The organism is Frigidibacter sp. SD6-1 (genome assembly GCF_030143255.1).
In the GTDB taxonomy this organism is placed as follows: domain Bacteria; phylum Pseudomonadota; class Alphaproteobacteria; order Rhodobacterales; family Rhodobacteraceae; genus TMP-24.
In genome coordinates this window covers 41,272-60,412 of record NZ_JARJNR010000004.1, presented here as the reverse complement: position 1 = coordinate 60,412, position 19,141 = coordinate 41,272, and the positions used below count along the sequence as shown (strand labels likewise).

The window sequence follows — 19,141 nt, the reverse complement described above, 5'->3', positions numbered from 1 at the left end:
AGAAAAGCGAAAAGCGGCCAGAAAGGCATGGTTGGGCAGAGATCGGTTGATCGAGGCTGCCGCGGCCTGCGAGACTGGCCGCGAGAGCGCGGTGGGAAAGGACGGATCATGGGGTTCAAGACGATCGACGACATGGATGTCGCGGGCAAGGTCGCGCTGGTGCGGGTCGATATCAACGTGCCGGTGGAAGCGGGCGTCGTGACGGACGCGACCCGGATCGAGAAGATCGTGCCCACGGTGAAGGACCTGATCGCGAAAGGCGCGAGCGTGGTGCTGCTTGCCCATTTCGGCCGCCCCAAGGGCAAGGTCGTGCCGGAGATGAGCCTGCGCGTGACGCTGCCAGCCCTTGAAACGGCGCTAGGGCTGCCGGTGGCCTTTGCCGAGGATTGCGTCGGCGGACCGGCGAAGAAGGCCGTGGCGGCCCTGCCGCCGGACGGCGTGCTGCTTCTGGAAAACACCCGTTTCCATGAGGGCGAGGAAAAGAACGACCCCGCGCTTGCCGCCGGGATGGCAGCCCTTGGCCAGGTCTATGTGAACGATGCCTTTTCGGCCGCGCACCGGGCCCATGCCTCGACCGAAGGGATCGCGAAACTGCTGCCCGCTTGTGCGGGGCGGCTGATGGAGGCCGAGCTGAAGGCGCTGAACGCGGCGCTTGGCGAACCGCAGCGGCCGGTGGCGGCGGTGGTGGGGGGCGCGAAGGTCTCCACCAAGCTCGACCTCTTGGGCAACCTGATCGAGAAGGTCGACCATCTGGTGATCGGCGGCGGCATGGCAAACACCTTCCTCGTCGCCAGGGGCGTTGAGGTCGGCATCTCGCTGGCCGAGCGCGAGATGGCCGAGACGGCGAGCGCGATCCTGGCCAAGGCGGAAGAAACCGGCTGTGCCATCCACCTGCCGGTCGATGTCGTGGTGGCGCGCGAATTCAAGGCGGGCGCGGAGCATGAGGTGGTGCCGGTCTCGCACTGCCCGCCGGATGCGATGATCCTCGATGCCGGACCCTCGACGGTCGCGGTCCTGGACACGGTCTTCCAGTCCTGCCGGACGCTCATCTGGAACGGACCTTTGGGCGCGTTCGAACTGCAGCCCTTCGATGCGGCGACCAATGCGGCGGCGGCGAAGGTGGCGGAGCTGACGCGGGCGGGCAAGCTTGTCTCGGTCGCGGGTGGCGGCGATACGGTCGCGGCCCTGAACAAGGCGGGCGCGGCCGATGATTTCACCTTCATCTCGACGGCGGGCGGCGCCTTCCTCGAATGGATGGAGGGCAAGGACCTGCCGGGTGTCGCCGCATTGATGGACTGAGGTCCGGGCGGGCGGCGTGACGGCAGGGAAAGCTTGCAAGACTGCGCGAATGTCCTACCTTCGAGGGGCGCGCGGACAGAGGAGGTCTTGATGGCGGCTGGCAGTGGCCTGAAGGGCTGGACGCTCATCACCGGAGCCTCCGAGGGGCTGGGGCGCGAGTTCGCGATCATCGCCGCCGCCGAGGGGCGCGACCTGATCCTTGCCGCCCGGCAGGAAGCGAAGATGGAGGCCCTGGCCGAGGAGCTGCGCGCCAAGCACAAGATCGCCATCGAGGTCATCCCGACCGACCTGGCAGACCCGGACGCGGTCGAGCTTCTGTGGCGCAAGGCCTCGTCGCGGCGGCGGATCGACGTTCTGGTGAACAATGCGGGGCTTGGCTACAACGGGCCCTTCGGCGGCGAGGATTTCATCCGCGAGGAAATCTCGATCCTCGTCAATGCGCTAGCGCCCACGATCCTGATGAAACATGCGATCCCGCACATGCAGGCAGCGGGTGGCGGGCGGATCCTGAATGTCGCCTCGACGGCGGCCTTCATGCCGGGACCGAACATGGCGGTCTATCATGCGACCAAGGCCTATCTTCTGTCGCTGAGCGAGGCAGTGGCGGAGGAATTGCGCGGCGGGACGGTGAAGATTTCCGTCCTCTGCCCCGGGCCGACGGCGACCAACTTCCAGAAGGACGCGAAGATGGAGGAGGTGACGCTGTTCAAGCGCGCGCCGGTCCAGTCGGCGCGAGCGGTGGCGAAAGCGGGCTGGCGGGCGATGAAGCGCGGCAAGAGGGTGAAGGTGACGGGACTGTCGAACAAGGTCTTCGCGTTCGCGCCGCGCCTCGCGCCCCGCTGGCTGACGACGCGGATCGCCGCGAAATTCCTGAAATAGCGGCTGCGAAAGCGTTTCCGGGTCGAGCTGTGCAGGCGGAATGCGGCCGAATTGGCGCCGCCCGGGAACCGGGTCGCGCCTGTTAGCGCCACCAGATTTGCAAGCCCGCCTGCCCTGTCCTAAGAGCGGTGGAAAGGGTGGCGCTTCCTGCCGCCCGCAGTGACGGAGAGACAGATGGCACGTCAGAGCCAGGCCGAACAGATGCGCAAGGGCAAGGGCTTCATCGCCGCACTCGACCAGAGCGGCGGGTCGACACCCAAGGCGCTGAAGCTTTATGGCGTGCCGGAAAGCGCCTATGCGGGCGACGCAGAGATGTTCGCGTTGATCCATCAGATGCGTGCACGGATCGCCCAGTCGCGGGCCTTCGACGGCAGCCGCGTGATCGGGGCGATCCTGTTTGAGCGGACCATGGATGGCGAGATCGGCGGCAAGCCCGCCGCCGATTATCTGTGGGACGAAAAGCAGGTCGTCCCCTTCCTGAAGGTCGACAAGGGGCTGGAGGAAGAGGCGGACGGCGTGAAGCTGATGAAGCCGATCGGCGGGCTGGATGCGCTGTTGAAGCGGGCGGTCGAGAAGCGGATCTTCGGCACCAAGATGCGCTCGGTCATCGATGCGGCGAACGCCAGGGGGATTGCGGCGAACGTCGCCCAGCAGTTCGAGGTGGCAGCGCAGATCCTTGACGCGGGCCTGATGCCGATCATCGAGCCGGAAGTCACGATCTCGATCCCCGACAAGGCCGAGGCGGAAGAGATGCTGAAGGCGGAGATCCTGCGCCAGCTCGACGCGCTGCCTGCGGGCCGCGAAGTGATGCTGAAGCTGACGCTGCCCACGGTCGAGGGCCACTATCGGGCGCTGATCGACCATCCGAAGGTGATGCGGGTGGTGGCGCTTTCGGGGGGCTACAGCCGCGACGAGGCCAACCGCATTCTCGCCCGGAACCCCGGCATGATCGCGAGTTTCTCGCGGGCGCTGACCGAAGGCCTGTCCGCCCAGCAGGATGATGCAGCCTTCGACCGGGCGCTGGATGCGGCGGTGCAGGGCATTTACGAGGCCTCGATCACCTGAGCAAAGGGCTGAATTCTCGGCGAGAATCCCCCATGGGGGATTCCCTTCGCGAATCGGATGTGCCATGATTCGTCCATGACCGCCCGTGAGAGGCGGCATGGAGTGCATGGGCAGATGCTGGCGACATTGAAACCTGCGGTGGGCATGGCCACCATGGCCGGGCTATTCCTGGCGACGGCGGCCTATTTCACTTTCGCTGCCGTACAGGGCGATTACGGCGTGGTGAAGCGTGTCGAGATCAGCGCCGAAAAGCAGGAACTGATGGCCGAGCGCGACCGGCTGAAGGCCGAGGCGGCACGGATGGAAAACCTGACGCGGCGCCTCTCGGACGATTACCTCGACCTCGACCTTCTGGACGAACGGGCCCGCAACGTGCTGGGCTATGTCCGCTCCGACGAACTGGTCATCCAGTAAAGGGCAGCCGCATCCTTTGGGCGAACCGAAATCTTTCAAAGATTTCGGACCGGATTTCGCATCGAAATCCGGTACCCGCCCTTCCGTCGGGGAAGTTTTCGCTCGCATTGCGGGTGTAATTGCGCTATAGATAGTTTAACGTTGAACTATCTTACCGCCAGCGGGAGGTCGCCAGGATGGCAGCGCGTAAAAGTTCCGAAAAATCAAATGTCTCCAAGGATGAGTTGCTCAAATATTACCGCGAGATGCTGCTGATCCGGCGATTCGAGGAAAAGGCGGGTCAGCTATACGGCATGGGTCTGATCGGCGGCTTCTGCCATCTCTACATCGGGCAGGAAGCGGTGGTGGTGGGGCTTGAGGCCTGCACCAAGGACGGCGACAAGCGCCTGACCTCCTACCGCGACCATGGCCACATGCTGGCCTGCGGGATGGAAGCGCGCGGCGTGATGGCGGAGCTGACCGGGCGCGTGGGCGGCTATTCCAAGGGCAAGGGCGGCTCGATGCACATGTTCAGCCGCGAGAAGCATTTCTACGGCGGCCACGGCATCGTCGGCGCGCAGGTGCCGCTGGGTGCGGGCCTTGCCATGTCGGACTGGTACAAGGGCAATGACAATGTGACCTTCGTCTATTTCGGCGACGGGGCGGCGAACCAGGGCCAGGTCTACGAGACCTACAATATGGCGGAACTCTGGGGCCTGCCGGTGGTCTTCGTGATCGAGAACAACCAATATGCGATGGGCACCTCGATGAAGCGCGCCACGAAGTCGACGACGCTTTTCGGGCGCGGCACCGCTTATGGCATCCCGGGCGAGCAGGTCGACGGGATGGATGTGCTCGCCGTGAAGGCCGCGGGCGAGAAGGCGGTGGCGCACTGCCGTGCGGGCAAGGGCCCCTATATCCTCGAGATGATGACCTACCGCTACCGTGGCCATTCCATGTCGGACCCGGCGAAATACCGGACCCGCGAGGAGGTGGAGAAGATCAAGCAGGAGAAGGACGCGATCGATCATGTGCGCGACCTTCTGGTCGGCGCGGGTCATGCCTCCGAAGAGGATCTGAAGACGATCGACAAGGAAATCAAGGCGATCGTCAACGACAGCGCCGATTTCGCCAAGGAAAGCCCCGAGCCGCAATTGAGCGAGCTCTGGACCGATATCTACGCCTGAGGATACTTCCGATGTTCGACGCGATCGCGAGTTCCTTCGACGGCATGAACCTGATCGAGCTTCTGGTGATGCTCGCCTTCGGAGTATTGGTCGGCAGCCTGCTGGCGTCCTGGCTGATGGCCGTGGTCAGCCGGACGCTGCTGCGATTCCCTGCGACATGGGCTTCGTGCTTTTCGGCCTATTGGTGGTCCGTCCTGTTCGGCACGATCGCGGGTCTCATCCTGGGGTTCGGCATCGCAACTGGGAAAGTGGCGGTATCGGCCACCGCTCAATCAGGAGGCGGATGGCAGAGCTGGGTGACGTTTGCCACGACAAGCCTCGTCTGCATACTGGTCTATTCCCACTATGTCAGAGACCTTGATGGCCGACGGCTGGGGCTTTTGCGCTCCATCGGGCTGAATGTCATCTACTATCCGATCATCGTCGGGCTGGCGGCATTCGCGGTCTGGGCATTCGCCGGATTCGACCGGCCGGAACGGCTTGCGACCTCATGGTGCGGCTTCTGGCCGTCGATCTGCGACTGGACGCGATTTTGATCATTGCGTCGGCCGAGTCGTCGGCCCGCGCGAAAGTGAACCAGCCGCGCGGGGCGCGCGCGCGCATGAGGGAGAGAATGGCAAGATGGCAACCGAAATTCTGATGCCGGCCCTGTCGCCCACGATGGAAGAGGGCACGCTGGCGAAATGGCTGGTCAAGGAAGGCGATGCGGTCAAGTCCGGCCAGATCATCGCCGAGATCGAGACCGACAAGGCGACGATGGAATTCGAGGCGGTCGATGAAGGGACCGTGGGCAAGATCCTGGTGGCCGAGGGAACGCAGGGCGTGAAGGTCAATACGCCGATCGCGGTTCTGGTCGAGGAAGGCGAAGCGGTTCCGGCAAGCGGCCCGTCGGGCGCCTCATCGGGCGCGGCCGCGCCCTCTTCGGCGAAGAGCGACGCCCCGCAGAGCGATGAGCCGCCCGCCGCGCCTGCGGTCGTGGCCGCACCGGTTGCCGTCGTCTCCAACGCCTCGCCGGACTGGGCCGAAGGCACGGCGATGAAGACGATGACGGTGCGCGAGGCGCTCCGCGAGGCGATGGCCGAGGAGATGCGCGCCAACGGCAATGTCTTCCTCATGGGCGAGGAGGTCGGCGAATATCAGGGCGCCTACAAGATTTCCCAGGGGCTCTTGGACGAGTTCGGGCCGAAGCGGGTGATCGACACGCCGATCACCGAGATCGGGTTCGCGGGCATCGGCGTCGGCGCGGCCTGGGGCGGGCTGAGCCCGATCGTCGAATTCATGACCTTCAACTTCGCCATGCAGGCGATCGACCATATCATCAACTCGGCCGCCAAGACCAATTACATGTCGGGCGGCCAGCTGCCCTGCCCCATCGTCTTCCGTGGCCCGAACGGCGCGGCAGCGCGGGTGGCAGCACAGCACAGCCAGGATTATGCCGCCTGGTATGCGGCGATCCCGGGCCTCAGGGTGGTGATGCCCTATTCGGCGGCCGATGCGAAGGGTCTTCTGAAAAGCGCGATCCGCGATCCCAATCCGGTCGTGTTCCTGGAAAACGAGATCCTGTACGGCCGGTCGTTCGAAGTGCCGGACCTGCCCGATTTCACCATTCCCTTCGGCAAGGCGCGCATCTGGCGCGAAGGTTCGGATGTCACCATCGTGTCGTTCGGCATCGGCATGGCCCATGCGCTGGAGGCGGCGGATCAGCTGGCGAAGGACGGGATCAGCGCCGAGGTCATCGACCTTCGGACGCTCAGGCCCATCGATTATGACACGGTGCTCGCCTCGGTGATGAAGACCAACCGCTGCGTCACCGTCGAGGAAGGCTTCCCGGTCGGCTCCATCGGCAACCATCTGTCGGCGGTGATCATGGAGCGGGCGTTCGACTATCTCGACGCTCCGGTCGTGAACTGCACCGGTAAGGATGTGCCGATGCCCTATGCGGCGAACCTTGAGAAGCTGGCGCTGATCACGCCCGCCGAGATTGTGACCGCCGTCAAATCCGTCTGCTACCGGTGAGGTGACCCATGGCAACCGAAATTCTCATGCCCGCGCTTTCGCCCACGATGGAAGAGGGCACTCTGGCCAAATGGCTGAAGAAGGAAGGCGACACGGTCAAGTCGGGCGATATCATCGCCGAGATCGAGACCGACAAGGCGACGATGGAATTCGAGGCGGTCGATGAAGGGACGCTTGGCAGGATCCTGATCGCCGAAGGCACGCAGGGCGTGAAGGTCAACACGCCGATTGCGGTGCTGGTCGAAGAGGGCGAGGCGGTTCCGGCCGCTTCTGCCCCGGCGGCTCAGCCCGTTGCGCCTGCGCCGGCCGCTGCACCTGCGGCTGCTTCCGAACCGGCTGCGGTCGCTGCGGCACCCGCGCCTGCAGCTCCGGTCAAGGCCGGTGCGCGCGTGATCGCCTCGCCGCTCGCACGGCGGCTGGCGAAGGAAAAGGGCGTCGATCTGGCCGCCATAGCGGGCAGCGGCCCGCATGGGCGGATCATCAAGGCCGATGTCGAGAAGGCGGTGCCGGGCTCCAGACCCACAGCTGCTCCCGCCGCAGCCCCGGCGCCAGCCGCCGCTGCACCTGCGACGATGCCGTCTGGTCCCGCGACGGCGACGGTTCTCAAGATGTACGAGGGTCGCGCCTTTACTGAGGTCACGCTCGACGGCATGCGCCGTACGATCGCGGCACGGCTGACCGAAGCCAAGCAGACGATCCCGCATTTCTACCTGCGGCGAGACGTGCAGCTTGACGCACTGATGGCCTTCCGCGAACAGCTCAACAAGGGGCTGGAAGCTCGGGGCGTGAAACTGTCGGTCAATGACTTCGTCATCAAGGCCTGCGCCGCAGCACTTCAAGCCGTGCCGGACGCGAACGCCGTCTGGGCGGGCGACCGTATCCTGAAGCTCAAGCCCTCGGATGTCGCTGTCGCGGTGGCCGTGGAGGGCGGGCTTTTCACACCGGTCCTGAAGGACGCCGAGGCGAAGAGCCTGTCAGCTCTGTCCGCCGAGATGAAGGACCTTGCCACCCGTGCCAAGACCAAGAAGCTCGCACCTCATGAATATCAGGGCGGGAGTTTCGCGATCTCGAACCTCGGGATGTTCGGCATCGACAATTTCGATGCGGTGATCAATCCGCCCCACGGCGCGATCCTTGCGGTCGGCGCGGGCGTAAAGAAACCGGTGGTGAAGGCCGACGGGACGATCGGCGTGGCAACCGTCATGTCGATGACCCTGTCTGTCGATCACCGCGTGATCGACGGCGCGCTCGGGGCGGAGCTTCTGAAGCAGATCGTGACCAATCTGGAAAACCCGATCGCGATGCTCGCGTGATCAGGGAAAACAAAAGGCCGGAGCGCGAAGACGCCCCGGCCTTCCTGTTTCTCAAGGACTGAAGCTCAGCCTTCGTCGTCGAAATTCTGATCCATGGTCAGCGAGGGCTGCGAACAGCCCGCCTCCCCCACGATCCGCGCCGGAACGCCGGCGACGGTCTTGCAGGGCGGAACATCGTGCAACACCACCGACCCGGCGGCCACGCGGCAGCAATCGCCCACGCGTATATTGCCGAGGATCTTCGCGCCCGCGCCGATCAGCACACCATTGCCGATCTTCGGATGGCGGTCGCCGTCCTCCTTGCCGGTGCCTCCCAGCGTCACTGAATGGAGCATCGAGACATTGTCGCCCACGACCGCCGTCTCGCCGATGACGATGGAATGGGCATGGTCGATCATGATCCCCTTGCCGACACGGGCATTGGGATGGATATCGACGCCGAAGACCTCGCTCACCCGCATCTGGACGAAAAGCGCCAGGTCGCGGCGCCCCGTGGTCCAGAGCCAATGACCGATCCTGTAGGCCTGGATCGCCTGATACCCCTTGAAGAATAGAATGGGTTGCAGGAAGCGGTGGCAGGCGGGATCGCGGTCATAGACGGCGACGCAATCGGCGCGCGCAGCCTGGCCGAGCTCGGGCGCCGAGGCGTAGGCTGTGTCGGCGATCTCGCGCAGGAGCTGCTCGCTCATCTCGCCCGAGGCAAGTTTCAGCGAGAACCGGTAACCCAGAGCCCGTTCCAATGTCGGGTGGTGTAGAATGCCGGTATGGAAGAACCCACCCAGCAACGGCTCGTCCCGCACGGCGGCGCGGGCCTCTTCGCAGACATGGGTCCAGACCGGATCGACCTGCGCGACTCTTGCTGCAACTTCAGCCATCTGCTTCTCCCTCAGTTCTGCGCGTCAGGGTAGCAGATATGGCGCCGGGAGAAAACGGCAAGCGGACGTCAGGCCGTTTCACATTTTGGCGGGTTCGCCATTCCAGAATGCCATGTCGAACCGCCAGCGTCGCCGCGAAATACAAAGCGCTGTCCCCGTCTGGCTGAGCGCTCATGTTTCCGCCGACAAGTGCTGAAGCCAATCCGCCGCTTCCCCATCGCGGCTGAAGACGGCCCAGTCTTTTTCGGTACAGATCTGCGGCTTGCACATGCTGCAAATGGCTCTGAACTAGCCTCTGCCAACCGACCGGCGACGTTGTTGCAAGGGCGAGAGCGAGCAGTTCCACATCGGTCGGCGTCACTGACCGCATTCTCAGAGATCAGGCAGACCGATCTCGAGATAATGGACCGCGATCCGGACGCTTCCCCCCGCGAAGTTCCCGCCCGTCGCATCGAGCTGCATCGGCGTCGCGGAATAGAATGCCGTCGGCTGACTAAGAACGCCGCGCGCGAAGGCGTTGGCGGCGGTTCCAAGGCCCGACCCATAACGACCGACGGCGCCGGGATTGCCGAGCTGCCAGCTGGTCAGCGTACCGGTGATCGTCGTCAGGACCCGCGCGGTGGCGCCTAGGACGACGGCGTTCGGAGGGATCAGATTGGCTGTCGTCGAAACCGTTCCCGCAGTGACTGTATGGTCGATCTCGGCTACTTTCGCAGCCATTCCGGCATTGTTGGGCGACAGCGTCAACATGCCGCCGCGCCAGGCTGTGCCGTCGTGGATCGCCTGAATACCTTCGTCCAGCAGCAGTGCGCGCCAGCCGCGTTTCGGCGCGACGAAATCCCAGCCACCGTTGCGCCCGACCGCCAGCGCCCCGTCCTGTCCCGACCATTCGTTGACGGCCCCCGAGGGTACGGACCAAACAAGCCCCTCGCCAACAACGGCCGGCGGAACGGCGAGCGTCCTTGATTGGACGACCAACTGGACAAGGCCATCAATTCGCGCAAGCGCTTCGTTCATTGTCACATGTTTCTGGGCCTGTGCCGCCTGAAGAAGCGGAAGGCCGAGCTGAGACGTATTAGTCATTGATCGTGATCTCCGTGAAAGGCCCCGGCCCGAATGCGTCGGACAATTGAGCGACGAGAAGCTTGAAGGTCTGCCCGATGGTTCCATCGGCCGTCCGCATTGCACCGGAGTAGGTCCAGTCCGGGCTGCCGAGCGTCGCTTCGCGAACCATGGCGCTGCCAACCATCACACGCAGCAGATAGCGCTCGCGCAGCTCACCCAGCGGCACCTCATAGGCCGACCAACTGTCGCCATCGATCCGCGTGCGGCGGATCCAATCGACCGCATAATCGCCCGAGCCCGAACGCCGGGCCTGCAGGTGACAGGGCGAGAGCGGCCGAAGACCAATCCCCGAGAAAGCCTCCGTGACATGCTCGTATGACGGGTCGGTATAGGGGCGCTTCGCCGCACCGATCCGGTAGTGCCGGAGGAGATCGCGCTCCGAGATCGACATCGCCAGCTGTTTCGGCGCCCCGTTCATCAAAACGATCCGGCTGCCGGCGGGCCAACCTCCGCCAACCGCTGCATCGGTTCCCGCCTGCCCGCGAAGGCGCATAAACAGATCATAGGTGTCGGGCGCGACCAGAACCGCGTCGCGGAATTGCAGAAGTTCCCAGGTGGCAGCGCTCCCGTCACCGATGGCGAGCAGATTGGCGCCGTTGAACAACTGATCATCCGTTACCGACGCCAGCGCGCCGCCGGTGACCCTGACCCTGAGAGCCGGGCCGCGGTCCCATACCCCATGACGCGCCGGATCGAGCGTCGATAGCGTTTCGCCGATAACCGACCGTGCGGTGATCTGCCTGTTCAACCGATAACCCGCGTCCACATCGGACGAATAGACTGCTACCGCCCCGGGCCAGGGCGTGGCCGTTACAGCGACATGCGGCTGATGTTCCACCTCATTGCCGGACATCAGCGGCAGATCAAGGAAGGAGAACTCGACCGGCACCGGCGGGACGAAGGCCCGTGGCGTCACCCGCACCTCGGCTTCATCGGAGGGCTGATAGACCGCCGGTTCCACGCGGACGGCCTCGACCGCTACGGCACCGGCGCGCTCGACCCGGTCGATCCGGTAGGCCCCGGTCGGACCGTCAGCCAACTGAACGACATCTCCTGTCCCGATGTGAGCAAGCGAAGGCGGCAGCGCGAACTTCGCGCCGTCTCGCGCAACACGCGCCTCGCTCAGCCAACGCTCGACCACGCGCCGCGCTTCCGGCTGGGTCAGGGACAGGTTGACCTCCGACTGCGATACGCTCGTCGTTTCTTCGTCAGGGAAGATCGCCTCGACCGCCCGTGCCTCATAGTCGCCCTCTGCCTCGACAAAAGACAGCCTTACCCTGCCCGCGACCTCCGCCTCCATGGCCCTTGCCGTCTCGACAAAGCCGGTGAGATCATCGGTCGTGGCCAACCAGTCCTGCCCGACCGTATGATCTGGCCGGCCGTCCCGCATCCGGAAGACGAGAACCCCGTCGCGCTCCAGCGCCTCGAACCCATAGGCGATCATCAGCGGCTGCAGGGCCTGCCGCGCGGTGCTGACATCGGGAACCGCATATCCCCGGACAAGACCATAAAGGCCCGACACGTCGAACGCAGTCAGACCGGTGCGACCGCATATCTCGGCAACAACGCTCGACAGGGGCTGAGCCGTGGTACGGCCGCTCACCCAATGGCCACGGCGATAGTTAGGACCGTCCGACCAGGCAGTTTCGTTGCTTGGAAACTGCGGGAAGGGCCGCGCATCCCAGCACCAGACATGGGCACGCTCCATGTCAATCATCGGTCCGTTGTAGACGGCCGACACCGGATTGTTCGCCGGTTCTGCCCAGAAATCGATCATCGCGCGCAGATATTGCATCTGGATCAGATCGTCGCGCCGCCCGTTTGAATGGATCGGCAGAACCGACTCTGACGATTTGGGGTCAAGGAACTTGTTCGGCTCGTTCGTCCCCTTGTCGATGGCCGCACAGCCATATTCGGTGAACCAGATCGGCTTGGATCCCGGCACCCAGTCCGTCGCGGCCGCCTGCCTGACCCCGTTCAACCGGTCGTGGTGTGCGTTTTCCCACCAGCCGCGAATATCCTTGACCCGCCAGACCCAGGGCTCGCCATAGGCACCATCGGTGATCGGCGTCCGGCGCTGGGCAGCGCGCTCTTCGGGCGACCCATAGTACCAATCGTAATATTCACCCCCTGCGACATTCGCCTTCAGATAGTCGATGCTGTAGATCGACCCCCAGCTTTCGTCCGCGTGCCCCTCCTCGTCGCGCCAATCCGACAGCGGCAGATAGTTGTCGATCCCGATGAAATCGATGTTCGGATCCGCCCAGAGTGCATCGAGGTGGAAATAGAGATTGCCCTGGCCGTCGTTGTAACTCGCATATTCCGACCAGTCGGCAGCGTAGGTGATCTTGACCGAGGGGCCGAGGATCGACCTTACATCCGCAGCGAGCGACCTAAGCTCGTCTACCGTCGGGAAACTGTCAGACGCGCCGCGGATCTGCGTCAGACCTCGCAGCTCCGATCCGATGCAAAAGGCCTCGACCCCGCCCGCAGCCGCACAAAGCTTCGCATAATGCAGGATGAACCGCCGGTACGACCATTCACTCGGGCCGGAATAGCTGATCGAGCTGCCGGAGCCGGAAAAATTGCCCGGCGCGGCGGCGCCGAAGAAGCTGTCAACCTCGGCCGCAGCGGCGGCTGTCCGATCCGGCGTGCCGCCGCGTCCCGGCGCAACCGACAGGGTGATCCGCCCGCGCCAGGGAAGTGCGGGTTGATCGCCTGCCCCCGTCCATGGGTCGGGCAGGCCATTGCCCGCCAGCTGATCCATCAGCACGAAAGGATAGAACATGACCTCCTTGCCCGATGCATGAATAGACTGGATGGCTTCGACAACCGACGCGTCCGAAGGTGTCCCGCCGTAGGCCGGTCGCCCCGCAATCCGCACCACCTCCTCGGCCTGCGAACGGTCGATACCGCCCGCGCGCCATGCCAGCGGCACACCGTCGACGCTCGCATCCTCGACCTTGGGCTTGATCGTACAATGCCCCGCACGGAGATCGCTGCCAAACCAGCTGACAACCAGCGACACGGACTGACAGGCGGGCAGCTCGACACCCAGCGTCCGAAGCGACACCACCATGTCGGTGCCGCCCGCCGGGCTGTGGATATTGGCCGACACGTTCTGGCCAAGCGCGCGGGGATAGTGGACAGGGCTGGTCGCAAGCGCATATTCCCCGGTGCCGGGAATAAGCGCCACAGCCTTGATCCCGCGCGAAAGATCGGGCGCCTTGTCGATCAACGGCCCCTGCGCCTGCCGGAAGACTTCGAAGGAGAACTGCGGGACCCGGTTGCCATAGGGCGCAAGCTCCAGATCCTCGAACACCACATAGGCCGTGCCGCGATAGGCGGGTACCTGCCCCGCTGCCTCCACCGCCTCGATCTTGGGATCGGGAAGTTGCGTCTCGCTGCCGGTGTAGACGCGCATGTTCACACTGCCCGGGGCAATCTCGACCCCATCCGCCCAGACGCGGTTCACGGCGGCGATCTCGCCTTCGCAGAGTGCCAGCGCAAGGCTCACCGAGTAGCTATATTCTGTGACCGTCGTCGACGGCTGCGGCGCACCCTTGCCGCCACCGCTCTCGGTCGTCGTCGTCTTCTCCAGAAAGCGCGATGCCCAGATCACCTGCCCGGCAACCCGCATCCGGCCCCAGACCTGACCGACCGGCGCACCCTCGCTCGCGCCGCTCAAGCGAAACCGGTCGATCTTTCCGGTTTCGACAGCTTGCGAACCCGGCCCCATCAATCTCTGGTCGATCGCCCGACCGATGGTCGCGCCGATCGCCCGGCCGATCACCGCGCCGGAAAGCCCGAATATGGTGCCGCCAAAGCCCGCGCCAATCGAGGCGCCTGCGGCCGACAATAGGATCGTCGCCATTCATCTTTCTCCCTCGGGAAAGGTAAAACGCGCCACGATCCGGCGCGCCCAGGGGGCGGAAAGCGGGCTCTCGACTACCGCATGCCCACTATATGCATGGATGAAGCCCGGCCCGCCGGGCCCGGTGCTGAGAATGCCCAGATGCTTGGCCACGCCGCCGTCCCGCATCCTGAAAAGCGCAACCTGCCCCGAGTGAAAGCGAATTTCCTCAGGCACAGGAAGCAAATGCCGCAGTGCGGCTGCCCAAAGCAGCTCCTCTCCACCCGGCTCGGACCAGTCCGCCGTATAGGCAGGTGGCAATTCCGGCTCATGCCCGTAAAGTTCTCGCCAAACTCCGCGGATCAGCCCTAGGCAGTCAGCCCCGGCTCCTTGCGTGGATGCCTGATGCCGATAAGGCGTCCCGAGCCAGCGTCGGGCGGCGGCAACGGCGCGCTCACCGACCGTCATCCGTTCAGGCTCCCGCCATCATTCAGGCCGCCGCTGGTCGGAAAGGACATGAGCCAGTCCTCGCCTGGAATGTGCGGAAACCCTCTGAAATTCAGGAAGTTCGCGAACTTCAGCCGACAGGTGTCCTCGCGCTTGTCGCAGCCCGCCTCGATCCGGACCTGATCGCCCGCCGACGGCGACAGACCAAGCGCCTGCCACAGCTCCACCACCCGCGACCCATCCACGCCAAGGCGGTCGTTCTTCACCACACCGACCAGACCCGCCGCCTGCCCGCTCAGAACGACAAATCGCCCCTTTTCGAAGAAACGATCCTCATATCCTGCAAAGGACGCAAACCTGAACGTCCGCGCACCCGTCACAACCTCGACCGGACGTTCATCGCTATATCCAGGCTGGTTCAGATCGAATGCGCAACGTGCGTCACCCAGGATTGCCGAACATTGCCCGTGATAAATGCGGCCCTGCGGCTGGTTGAGCCGCTCGGACAAGCCGCGCAGCTCCGCCGTGAACGACCCGCCCGACCGGCTGACCTCGCCTATGGTGCCCGTGAACTCCCGCGCCCGCACCGAAACGTCCGCCCAGTTGACGATCCAGGCCGTGACCTCGGCGCCATCATAGCGCCCGGCCAGGATATCCTCCTCGGTGATCGCGTCGGACCTCAGCGCACCGAACGCCTCGCTGTTGTCGACCGACAGGCCCGTGCCCATCTGCAGCGCCCGCGCCGTCAACCCGGTATCCGCGCGATAGGTCACGCCGCCAAAACTCAGATCGCGGTCATGGTCGGTGAAGCCAAGCGTCAGCCCGTCCCTGCGCTTCAGCGAAAAGCACCGCGCGATGGTGGTCGAGCCGCTCGCAAGATGCGCCTTCAGTGCGTCTGGATAACTCACAGCCGCACCTCCGCTACCGGCACATGCGGCACATCACCCGCCTGAAAAGACGCAACCGAGACCTGGATACGATCCACGTCGAAGCGCACCGGCACATCGAACTCGAACCCGGCCGTGACCTGTTCGCCGACGGCGGGCGGCGTGACGAAACTCACGATCCCGCTCGTGTAGTCCACAGTAAACTGCAGGCTCTCCTGCACCTCATCGCCCTGCAGCCCGATCCGTACCGTCCCGAGGACCGGCTTGGTGATCCGCCGCACCTGCGCCGTCGGGCCGGAGGAATAGGTCTTGGTCAGTTGATAGTCGGTCGCGACCCCATCGCCGACGCCAATCAGCTGGTCCTCGAAGCCGACCGCAACCGACGACCGGCAGCTCTTGTAATCCGCCCAGTCCTTCCAGCGGAAAGCGTGCAGCTGCCCCTGCCGCGCCTCGAAGAAGGCGATCAGATCCTCGATATCGTCGAGGCTCCTGAGCGATACGCCCGCATCATAGCGCCGCCGCGCCTCGGCCCAGGGCGTGTTGCGTTCCTCAAAACCGTTGGTCAGCGTCACCACTTCGGTGCGTCGCTCGGGGCCTCCGACCGACCCGAAGGACAGGTTCGCCGGAAATCTGACTTCATGAAAGGCCATGGTCCCTCACCTGTTCCTGTCGCCGCGCGCAAGCGCGCGTGCCATCTGCGCGGCGATCTGGCTCTGGCTGCGCTCAAAACCCTTCACGTCCGGCGTCGTGACGTTGACCGTCACATTCACCGGCCGCCCCCCGCCCGCCGTCTGCACGCCAAGCCTCCCGTCGGCGCCGCGCGTCAAAGGCATGATCGCCTCCGGCCCCGCTTCGCCCATCAGCCCGCGCCCGCCCCGCATCGGAAACATCGTGGGGCTCGACACCACGCCGCCTCGCGCGAAAGGCATCACGCGACCCTGCGCAAACCCGGCCCCGTTCGCGAACGGAAAGAGGCCCGAAAGCATGTTGTTCATCCCGGTCGCGATCGCCCCACCGACCGCATTCTGGATCGGCCGCATCGCGACATTGTAGACATTGTCGATGATCGACTGGCCAAGTTGCTTCAGCGCATCCGACAGTTTCATTCCGTCGAAGATCACACCATCGAAGGCACTCCTAAGCCCGCGCCCGATGCCAAGCGACAGCGTATTCACCTCGCGCGAGGTGAAGATCATGCTGTCCTTCATCCGGACAAGCTCGCTGTCGAAGGCCGCCGCCACCGCCTGCGCACCGCCCAGCGATTGTTCCAGCGCCTGAACCTGTGCCTGAAACCCGTCGATCCCGTCCGTCCCGAACGGCTTATCTTCCGCCATCTCCCGGCTCCTTTCGTCCATCCGGCCAGGCCGCGATCAGTGCCTGAAGCCGGTTCCGCCCCATCGGTGTCACCGCCGCCGGATCACCGAGCATCAGCGCGAGTTCCGCGGGCGTCAGCCGCCAGAAGTCCTCGGGGCGCAGGCGCAAACCCTGCATCCCCGCCCGCATGAGCCCGGGCCAGTCGAGCCCACCCCTCATGCCTCCGCCTCCGGCACGGTGAACGCCCGCGCCAGCAGTTCCGCCGCGATCCTGACCGCTGCCAGCGGCCCGCCACCGATCTCCGCGGCGCTCAGATCAGAAGCGCTGCCGCGCCAACCCCCGCCCCTCAGCCCCGCCAGTAGCACGGCAATCACGTCACGGGTCGAAAAGCGCCCGCTCTCGAACCGCTCGACAAGATCGAGGAGCGAACCGGCCCCCAAACCCGCTTCCAGCTCGGCCAGCGCGCCCAATGTCAGCTTCGCGACCAAAGGCGTCCCGTTCAGGACAACCTCGACCTCGCCCGCCCAGGGGTTCACCATCAGATCGCCGTGAAGCTCAGGACACCGGCCGAGGCGAGCGACAACTCGTAGGTCGCCTCGCCATTGTAGCTGCCCGCATATTCGATCGCGGTGATCTGGAACGGGCCTTCAACGATGCCAAAGTCCGGGATGATCACCTGAAAGACCTCGACGGTTCCCGCGAAGAATATCTGCCGCGCGCGATCATCTGTGTTGGCGTCAACGAAGACGCCCGAGCCCGAGACACTGGCCGACCGCACGCCCGCGCCCGACAGAAGCTCGCGCCAGCCACCCTGGCTCTCGAGGCTCGTCACGTCGACCGTTTCCGCATTGAAACTGATCCTCGTCGCGCGAAGCCCGGCGACCGTCGCGAAATTCGCGCCGCCGAGGTCGAGCTTTATCAACAGGTCCTTGCCGTTTTGGGCCACCATGTCCGTTCTCCGAATTGTGAAGGAAGAAGGCGGCAAGACCCCGCCCTGAACCGCTCATAGGTTCGATAATTGAAAATTTGTCGCCCTAGTCCTCGATCCGGGCCCTGAAGACCAGGTCGATCCGGCGCACGTCCGCCTCTTCGACCCGCCGCGCCCGCGCCCTGAGGAACCAGAGGCCGACCAGATGGCCGCGTACCAGAACCAGACTGGCCCCCGTCAGCGCGTCCGACACCGCCGCCGCAACCGCCTTCGCGTTCTGGAAACCCGCCGCATCGGTTACGACCGATATGGTGAACTCATGCTGCGCGCCCCGCTCGGTCTGGCTGGAGGCATCCTTGACCACTTCCGGCCCGATCGACACATATGTGCCCGCCGTATTGCCCGGCGGCACGGAATCGTAGATCGCGCCAGAGACCAGCGCATCCAGCGGACTGTCCGCCACCAGCCGCTGATAGATCGCCGCCTGCAAGGCGGCGGCTGCACCATAACTCATGACAGCACCTCCTCGGTCGCATAGCAGGTCAGATAGCGCCCGCTGTCGTCCGCCTCGGTCACGGCGGTGATCAGATAGATCCGCCCCCCCTCGCTGAACCGTTGTTCCGGTCGCGGCCGCGACGGCGCGCCTTCGGGCGCCCCCCGAACCGTGATCCGGTAGGACACCTGCGAGACAGTCACCGACTCCCCCGCCCGCTCCCGCCCCGTCACCGGATCGATAGCGGCCCAGAGGATACCACGCGCGGTCCAGACCAGCGAATAGCCGCCCGCGCCGTCCGGCGCCCTGACCGCTTCCTCAAGCGTCAGTCTGCGATTGAGGCGGGGCGCGTTCATGCCTCACCTCCGCCCAGTACCCGCACGGTGCGCCAGCGCTCGATCAGAGCCATCACGCCGAAGGGCAGCGCGGTCGCGCGGTCGCCCACCTCATGCCGGTTCTCGTGGTAGTGCGCCGCCAGCAGGAACACCGCCTGCGCCAGATCGACCGGCACATCGGCCCAGACCGGGCCGAACCCCGCGGTGAAGGCAACCTCCACCGTTCCGTCGGTCGGCACCGAGGGCAGCGACCCGCCGACGCCTGCGATCTTCGGCCGATGTGCATCGCGCACCAGCCGGTATGCGCTGCCGGGAAGCGCCGTCGGCGCCCCGGCTGCATCCTTTAGCGTAACCGAAGCGATCAGCGTCACCGGCGCCACCGGCAGCGCCTCGGCCGACGCACCCCGCCAGCCATCCAGCACCCACAGGAAATCCCGCGCCAGCAGCGCCTTGCCGATCCGCCCCTCGATCGCGGCAATCGCCGCGCGCAGATAGGTCTCGGCCAGGGCGTCCTGCACCCCGTCGTCGGCAAACCCGCTGCCCAGACGCAGATGGTCCTTGAACGCCTGCACCGGCAGCGCCGATCCGGGCACCACACTCGTCTCTGTCAGCAACATCAGGGTTTTCTCCGAATTCCAGGTCTCGCCCGTGGGCGCGGGACCCCGCCTTCCGGCCAGGGACCCACATTGCTCGGACGGAGGGAGCAGCTAGACAATGCGGGCCGGGGCCCGC

At 65.0% G+C, this 19,141-nt stretch carries 22 protein-coding genes; 8 read left to right on the top strand and 14 right to left on the bottom strand.

Going from position 1 to position 19,141, the window contains the following annotated elements:
- The first annotated feature begins 108 nt into the window (after window positions 1-108).
- From P0645_RS08615 to P0645_RS08580, 8 genes are all read left to right on the top strand, one after another.
- Window positions 109-1,299 (top strand): phosphoglycerate kinase, encoded by a 1,191-nt coding sequence (locus P0645_RS08615; RefSeq protein ID WP_284164169.1) that lies wholly within the window; start codon window positions 109-111, stop codon window positions 1,297-1,299.
- Between the two features lie 90 nt (window positions 1,300-1,389).
- Window positions 1,390-2,178 carry an SDR family NAD(P)-dependent oxidoreductase gene (locus P0645_RS08610; protein ID WP_284164168.1) on the top strand — a complete coding sequence of 263 codons (789 nt, stop codon included), beginning with the start codon at window positions 1,390-1,392 and terminating at the stop codon, window positions 2,176-2,178.
- Window positions 2,179-2,352: 174 nt separating this feature from the next.
- Window positions 2,353-3,243 carry a fructose bisphosphate aldolase gene (locus P0645_RS08605; protein WP_284164167.1) on the top strand — a complete coding sequence of 297 codons (891 nt, stop codon included), beginning with the start codon at window positions 2,353-2,355 and terminating at the stop codon, window positions 3,241-3,243.
- A gap of 114 nt (window positions 3,244-3,357) precedes the next feature.
- Window positions 3,358-3,657: a septum formation initiator family protein gene (locus tag P0645_RS08600; protein WP_284164467.1), complete on the top strand. Its 300-nt coding sequence runs from the start codon at window positions 3,358-3,360 to the stop codon at window positions 3,655-3,657.
- A 176-nt stretch (window positions 3,658-3,833) separates the two neighbouring features.
- A complete protein-coding gene (gene pdhA, locus P0645_RS08595; protein WP_284164166.1) occupies window positions 3,834-4,823 on the top strand; it encodes a pyruvate dehydrogenase (acetyl-transferring) E1 component subunit alpha in 990 nt (329 codons plus the stop codon).
- Window positions 4,824-4,834: 11 nt separating this feature from the next.
- Entirely contained in the window at window positions 4,835-5,359 is a 525-nt protein-coding gene (locus tag P0645_RS08590) for a hypothetical protein (protein WP_284164165.1), read from the top strand.
- An 85-nt stretch (window positions 5,360-5,444) separates the two neighbouring features.
- Entirely contained in the window at window positions 5,445-6,839 is a 1,395-nt protein-coding gene (locus P0645_RS08585; RefSeq protein WP_284164164.1) for a pyruvate dehydrogenase complex E1 component subunit beta, read from the top strand.
- 8 nt (window positions 6,840-6,847) lie between these two features.
- Window positions 6,848-8,152 carry a pyruvate dehydrogenase complex dihydrolipoamide acetyltransferase gene (locus P0645_RS08580; protein WP_284164163.1) on the top strand — a complete coding sequence of 435 codons (1,305 nt, stop codon included), beginning with the start codon at window positions 6,848-6,850 and terminating at the stop codon, window positions 8,150-8,152.
- 65 nt (window positions 8,153-8,217) lie between these two features.
- Here P0645_RS08580 and cysE read toward each other — a convergent pair whose 3' ends face one another.
- From cysE to P0645_RS08515, 14 genes are all read right to left on the bottom strand, one after another.
- Window positions 8,218-9,027 carry a serine O-acetyltransferase gene (cysE, locus tag P0645_RS08575; protein ID WP_284164162.1) on the bottom strand — a complete coding sequence of 270 codons (810 nt, stop codon included), beginning with the start codon at window positions 9,025-9,027 and terminating at the stop codon, window positions 8,218-8,220.
- A complete protein-coding gene (locus P0645_RS19340) occupies window positions 9,020-9,397 on the bottom strand; it encodes a DUF7742 family protein (RefSeq protein ID WP_502854354.1) in 378 nt (125 codons plus the stop codon). Before P0645_RS19340 ends, cysE begins: the two co-directional genes overlap by 8 nt.
- Window positions 9,398-9,399: 2 nt before the next feature.
- The gene (locus P0645_RS08570) at window positions 9,400-10,110 is read right to left on the bottom strand and encodes a DUF2793 domain-containing protein (RefSeq protein WP_284164161.1); all 711 of its coding nucleotides are present in this window, start codon (window positions 10,108-10,110) and stop codon (window positions 9,400-9,402) included.
- Window positions 10,103-14,026 carry a baseplate multidomain protein megatron gene (locus P0645_RS08565; protein ID WP_284164160.1) on the bottom strand — a complete coding sequence of 1,308 codons (3,924 nt, stop codon included), beginning with the start codon at window positions 14,024-14,026 and terminating at the stop codon, window positions 10,103-10,105. The genes P0645_RS08570 and P0645_RS08565 overlap by 8 nt, the downstream gene beginning before the upstream one ends.
- Window positions 14,027-14,473: a C40 family peptidase gene (locus P0645_RS08560; RefSeq protein WP_284164159.1), complete on the bottom strand. Its 447-nt coding sequence runs from the start codon at window positions 14,471-14,473 to the stop codon at window positions 14,027-14,029. It abuts the gene before it with no gap.
- Complete coding sequence (locus P0645_RS08555) at window positions 14,470-15,360, bottom strand: phage/gene transfer agent baseplate hub protein (RefSeq protein WP_284164158.1); 891 nt, start codon at window positions 15,358-15,360, stop codon at window positions 14,470-14,472. The genes P0645_RS08560 and P0645_RS08555 overlap by 4 nt, the downstream gene beginning before the upstream one ends.
- Window positions 15,357-15,989: a DUF2460 domain-containing protein gene (locus tag P0645_RS08550; RefSeq protein ID WP_284164157.1), complete on the bottom strand. Its 633-nt coding sequence runs from the start codon at window positions 15,987-15,989 to the stop codon at window positions 15,357-15,359. The genes P0645_RS08555 and P0645_RS08550 overlap by 4 nt, the downstream gene beginning before the upstream one ends.
- Window positions 15,990-15,995: 6 nt before the next feature.
- Complete coding sequence (locus P0645_RS08545; RefSeq protein ID WP_284164156.1) at window positions 15,996-16,673, bottom strand: RcGTA-type gene transfer agent tail tape measure protein; 678 nt, start codon at window positions 16,671-16,673, stop codon at window positions 15,996-15,998.
- Window positions 16,660-16,872 carry a rcc01693 family protein gene (locus P0645_RS08540; RefSeq protein ID WP_284164155.1) on the bottom strand — a complete coding sequence of 71 codons (213 nt, stop codon included), beginning with the start codon at window positions 16,870-16,872 and terminating at the stop codon, window positions 16,660-16,662. The genes P0645_RS08545 and P0645_RS08540 overlap by 14 nt, the downstream gene beginning before the upstream one ends.
- Window positions 16,869-17,192: a gene transfer agent family protein gene (locus P0645_RS08535; protein ID WP_284164154.1), complete on the bottom strand. Its 324-nt coding sequence runs from the start codon at window positions 17,190-17,192 to the stop codon at window positions 16,869-16,871. Before P0645_RS08535 ends, P0645_RS08540 begins: the two co-directional genes overlap by 4 nt.
- Window positions 17,192-17,602 carry a phage major tail protein, TP901-1 family gene (locus tag P0645_RS08530; RefSeq protein WP_267633861.1) on the bottom strand — a complete coding sequence of 137 codons (411 nt, stop codon included), beginning with the start codon at window positions 17,600-17,602 and terminating at the stop codon, window positions 17,192-17,194. Before P0645_RS08530 ends, P0645_RS08535 begins: the two co-directional genes overlap by 1 nt.
- Before the next feature lie 85 nt (window positions 17,603-17,687).
- A complete protein-coding gene (locus P0645_RS08525; protein ID WP_284164153.1) occupies window positions 17,688-18,095 on the bottom strand; it encodes a DUF3168 domain-containing protein in 408 nt (135 codons plus the stop codon).
- Entirely contained in the window at window positions 18,092-18,430 is a 339-nt protein-coding gene (locus tag P0645_RS08520) for a head-tail adaptor protein (protein ID WP_284164152.1), read from the bottom strand. The genes P0645_RS08525 and P0645_RS08520 overlap by 4 nt, the downstream gene beginning before the upstream one ends.
- On the bottom strand, window positions 18,427-19,026 hold the full coding sequence (locus P0645_RS08515; protein WP_284164151.1) for a head-tail connector protein: 600 nt from the start codon (window positions 19,024-19,026) through the stop codon (window positions 18,427-18,429). Before P0645_RS08515 ends, P0645_RS08520 begins: the two co-directional genes overlap by 4 nt.
- Between the last annotated feature and the right edge of the window lie 115 nt (window positions 19,027-19,141).

Coding starts and splice junctions, on each gene's coding strand:
- P0645_RS08560 (WP_284164159.1), bottom strand. CDS start 14,473: ATGACGGTCGGTGAGCGCGCCGTTGCCGCCGCCCGACGCTGGCTCGGG.
- P0645_RS08540 (WP_284164155.1), bottom strand. CDS start 16,872: ATGAGGGGTGGGCTCGACTGGCCCGGGCTCATGCGGGCGGGGATGCAG.
- P0645_RS08570 (WP_284164161.1), bottom strand. CDS start 10,110: ATGACTAATACGTCTCAGCTCGGCCTTCCGCTTCTTCAGGCGGCACAG.
- P0645_RS08580 (WP_284164163.1), top strand. CDS start 6,848: ATGGCAACCGAAATTCTCATGCCCGCGCTTTCGCCCACGATGGAAGAG.
- pdhA (WP_284164166.1), top strand. CDS start 3,834: ATGGCAGCGCGTAAAAGTTCCGAAAAATCAAATGTCTCCAAGGATGAG.
- P0645_RS08610 (WP_284164168.1), top strand. CDS start 1,390: ATGGCGGCTGGCAGTGGCCTGAAGGGCTGGACGCTCATCACCGGAGCC.
- P0645_RS08600 (WP_284164467.1), top strand. CDS start 3,358: ATGCTGGCGACATTGAAACCTGCGGTGGGCATGGCCACCATGGCCGGG.
- P0645_RS08550 (WP_284164157.1), bottom strand. CDS start 15,989: ATGGCCTTTCATGAAGTCAGATTTCCGGCGAACCTGTCCTTCGGGTCG.
- P0645_RS08545 (WP_284164156.1), bottom strand. CDS start 16,673: ATGGCGGAAGATAAGCCGTTCGGGACGGACGGGATCGACGGGTTTCAG.
- P0645_RS08605 (WP_284164167.1), top strand. CDS start 2,353: ATGGCACGTCAGAGCCAGGCCGAACAGATGCGCAAGGGCAAGGGCTTC.
- P0645_RS08615 (WP_284164169.1), top strand. CDS start 109: ATGGGGTTCAAGACGATCGACGACATGGATGTCGCGGGCAAGGTCGCG.
- P0645_RS08535 (WP_284164154.1), bottom strand. CDS start 17,192: ATGGTGAACCCCTGGGCGGGCGAGGTCGAGGTTGTCCTGAACGGGACG.
- P0645_RS08515 (WP_284164151.1), bottom strand. CDS start 19,026: ATGTTGCTGACAGAGACGAGTGTGGTGCCCGGATCGGCGCTGCCGGTG.
- P0645_RS08525 (WP_284164153.1), bottom strand. CDS start 18,095: ATGAGTTATGGTGCAGCCGCCGCCTTGCAGGCGGCGATCTATCAGCGG.
- P0645_RS08530 (WP_267633861.1), bottom strand. CDS start 17,602: ATGGTGGCCCAAAACGGCAAGGACCTGTTGATAAAGCTCGACCTCGGC.
- P0645_RS08520 (WP_284164152.1), bottom strand. CDS start 18,430: ATGAACGCGCCCCGCCTCAATCGCAGACTGACGCTTGAGGAAGCGGTC.
- cysE (WP_284164162.1), bottom strand. CDS start 9,027: ATGGCTGAAGTTGCAGCAAGAGTCGCGCAGGTCGATCCGGTCTGGACC.
- P0645_RS08585 (WP_284164164.1), top strand. CDS start 5,445: ATGGCAACCGAAATTCTGATGCCGGCCCTGTCGCCCACGATGGAAGAG.
- P0645_RS19340 (WP_502854354.1), bottom strand. CDS start 9,397: ATGCGGTCAGTGACGCCGACCGATGTGGAACTGCTCGCTCTCGCCCTT.
- P0645_RS08590 (WP_284164165.1), top strand. CDS start 4,835: ATGTTCGACGCGATCGCGAGTTCCTTCGACGGCATGAACCTGATCGAG.
- P0645_RS08565 (WP_284164160.1), bottom strand. CDS start 14,026: ATGGCGACGATCCTATTGTCGGCCGCAGGCGCCTCGATTGGCGCGGGC.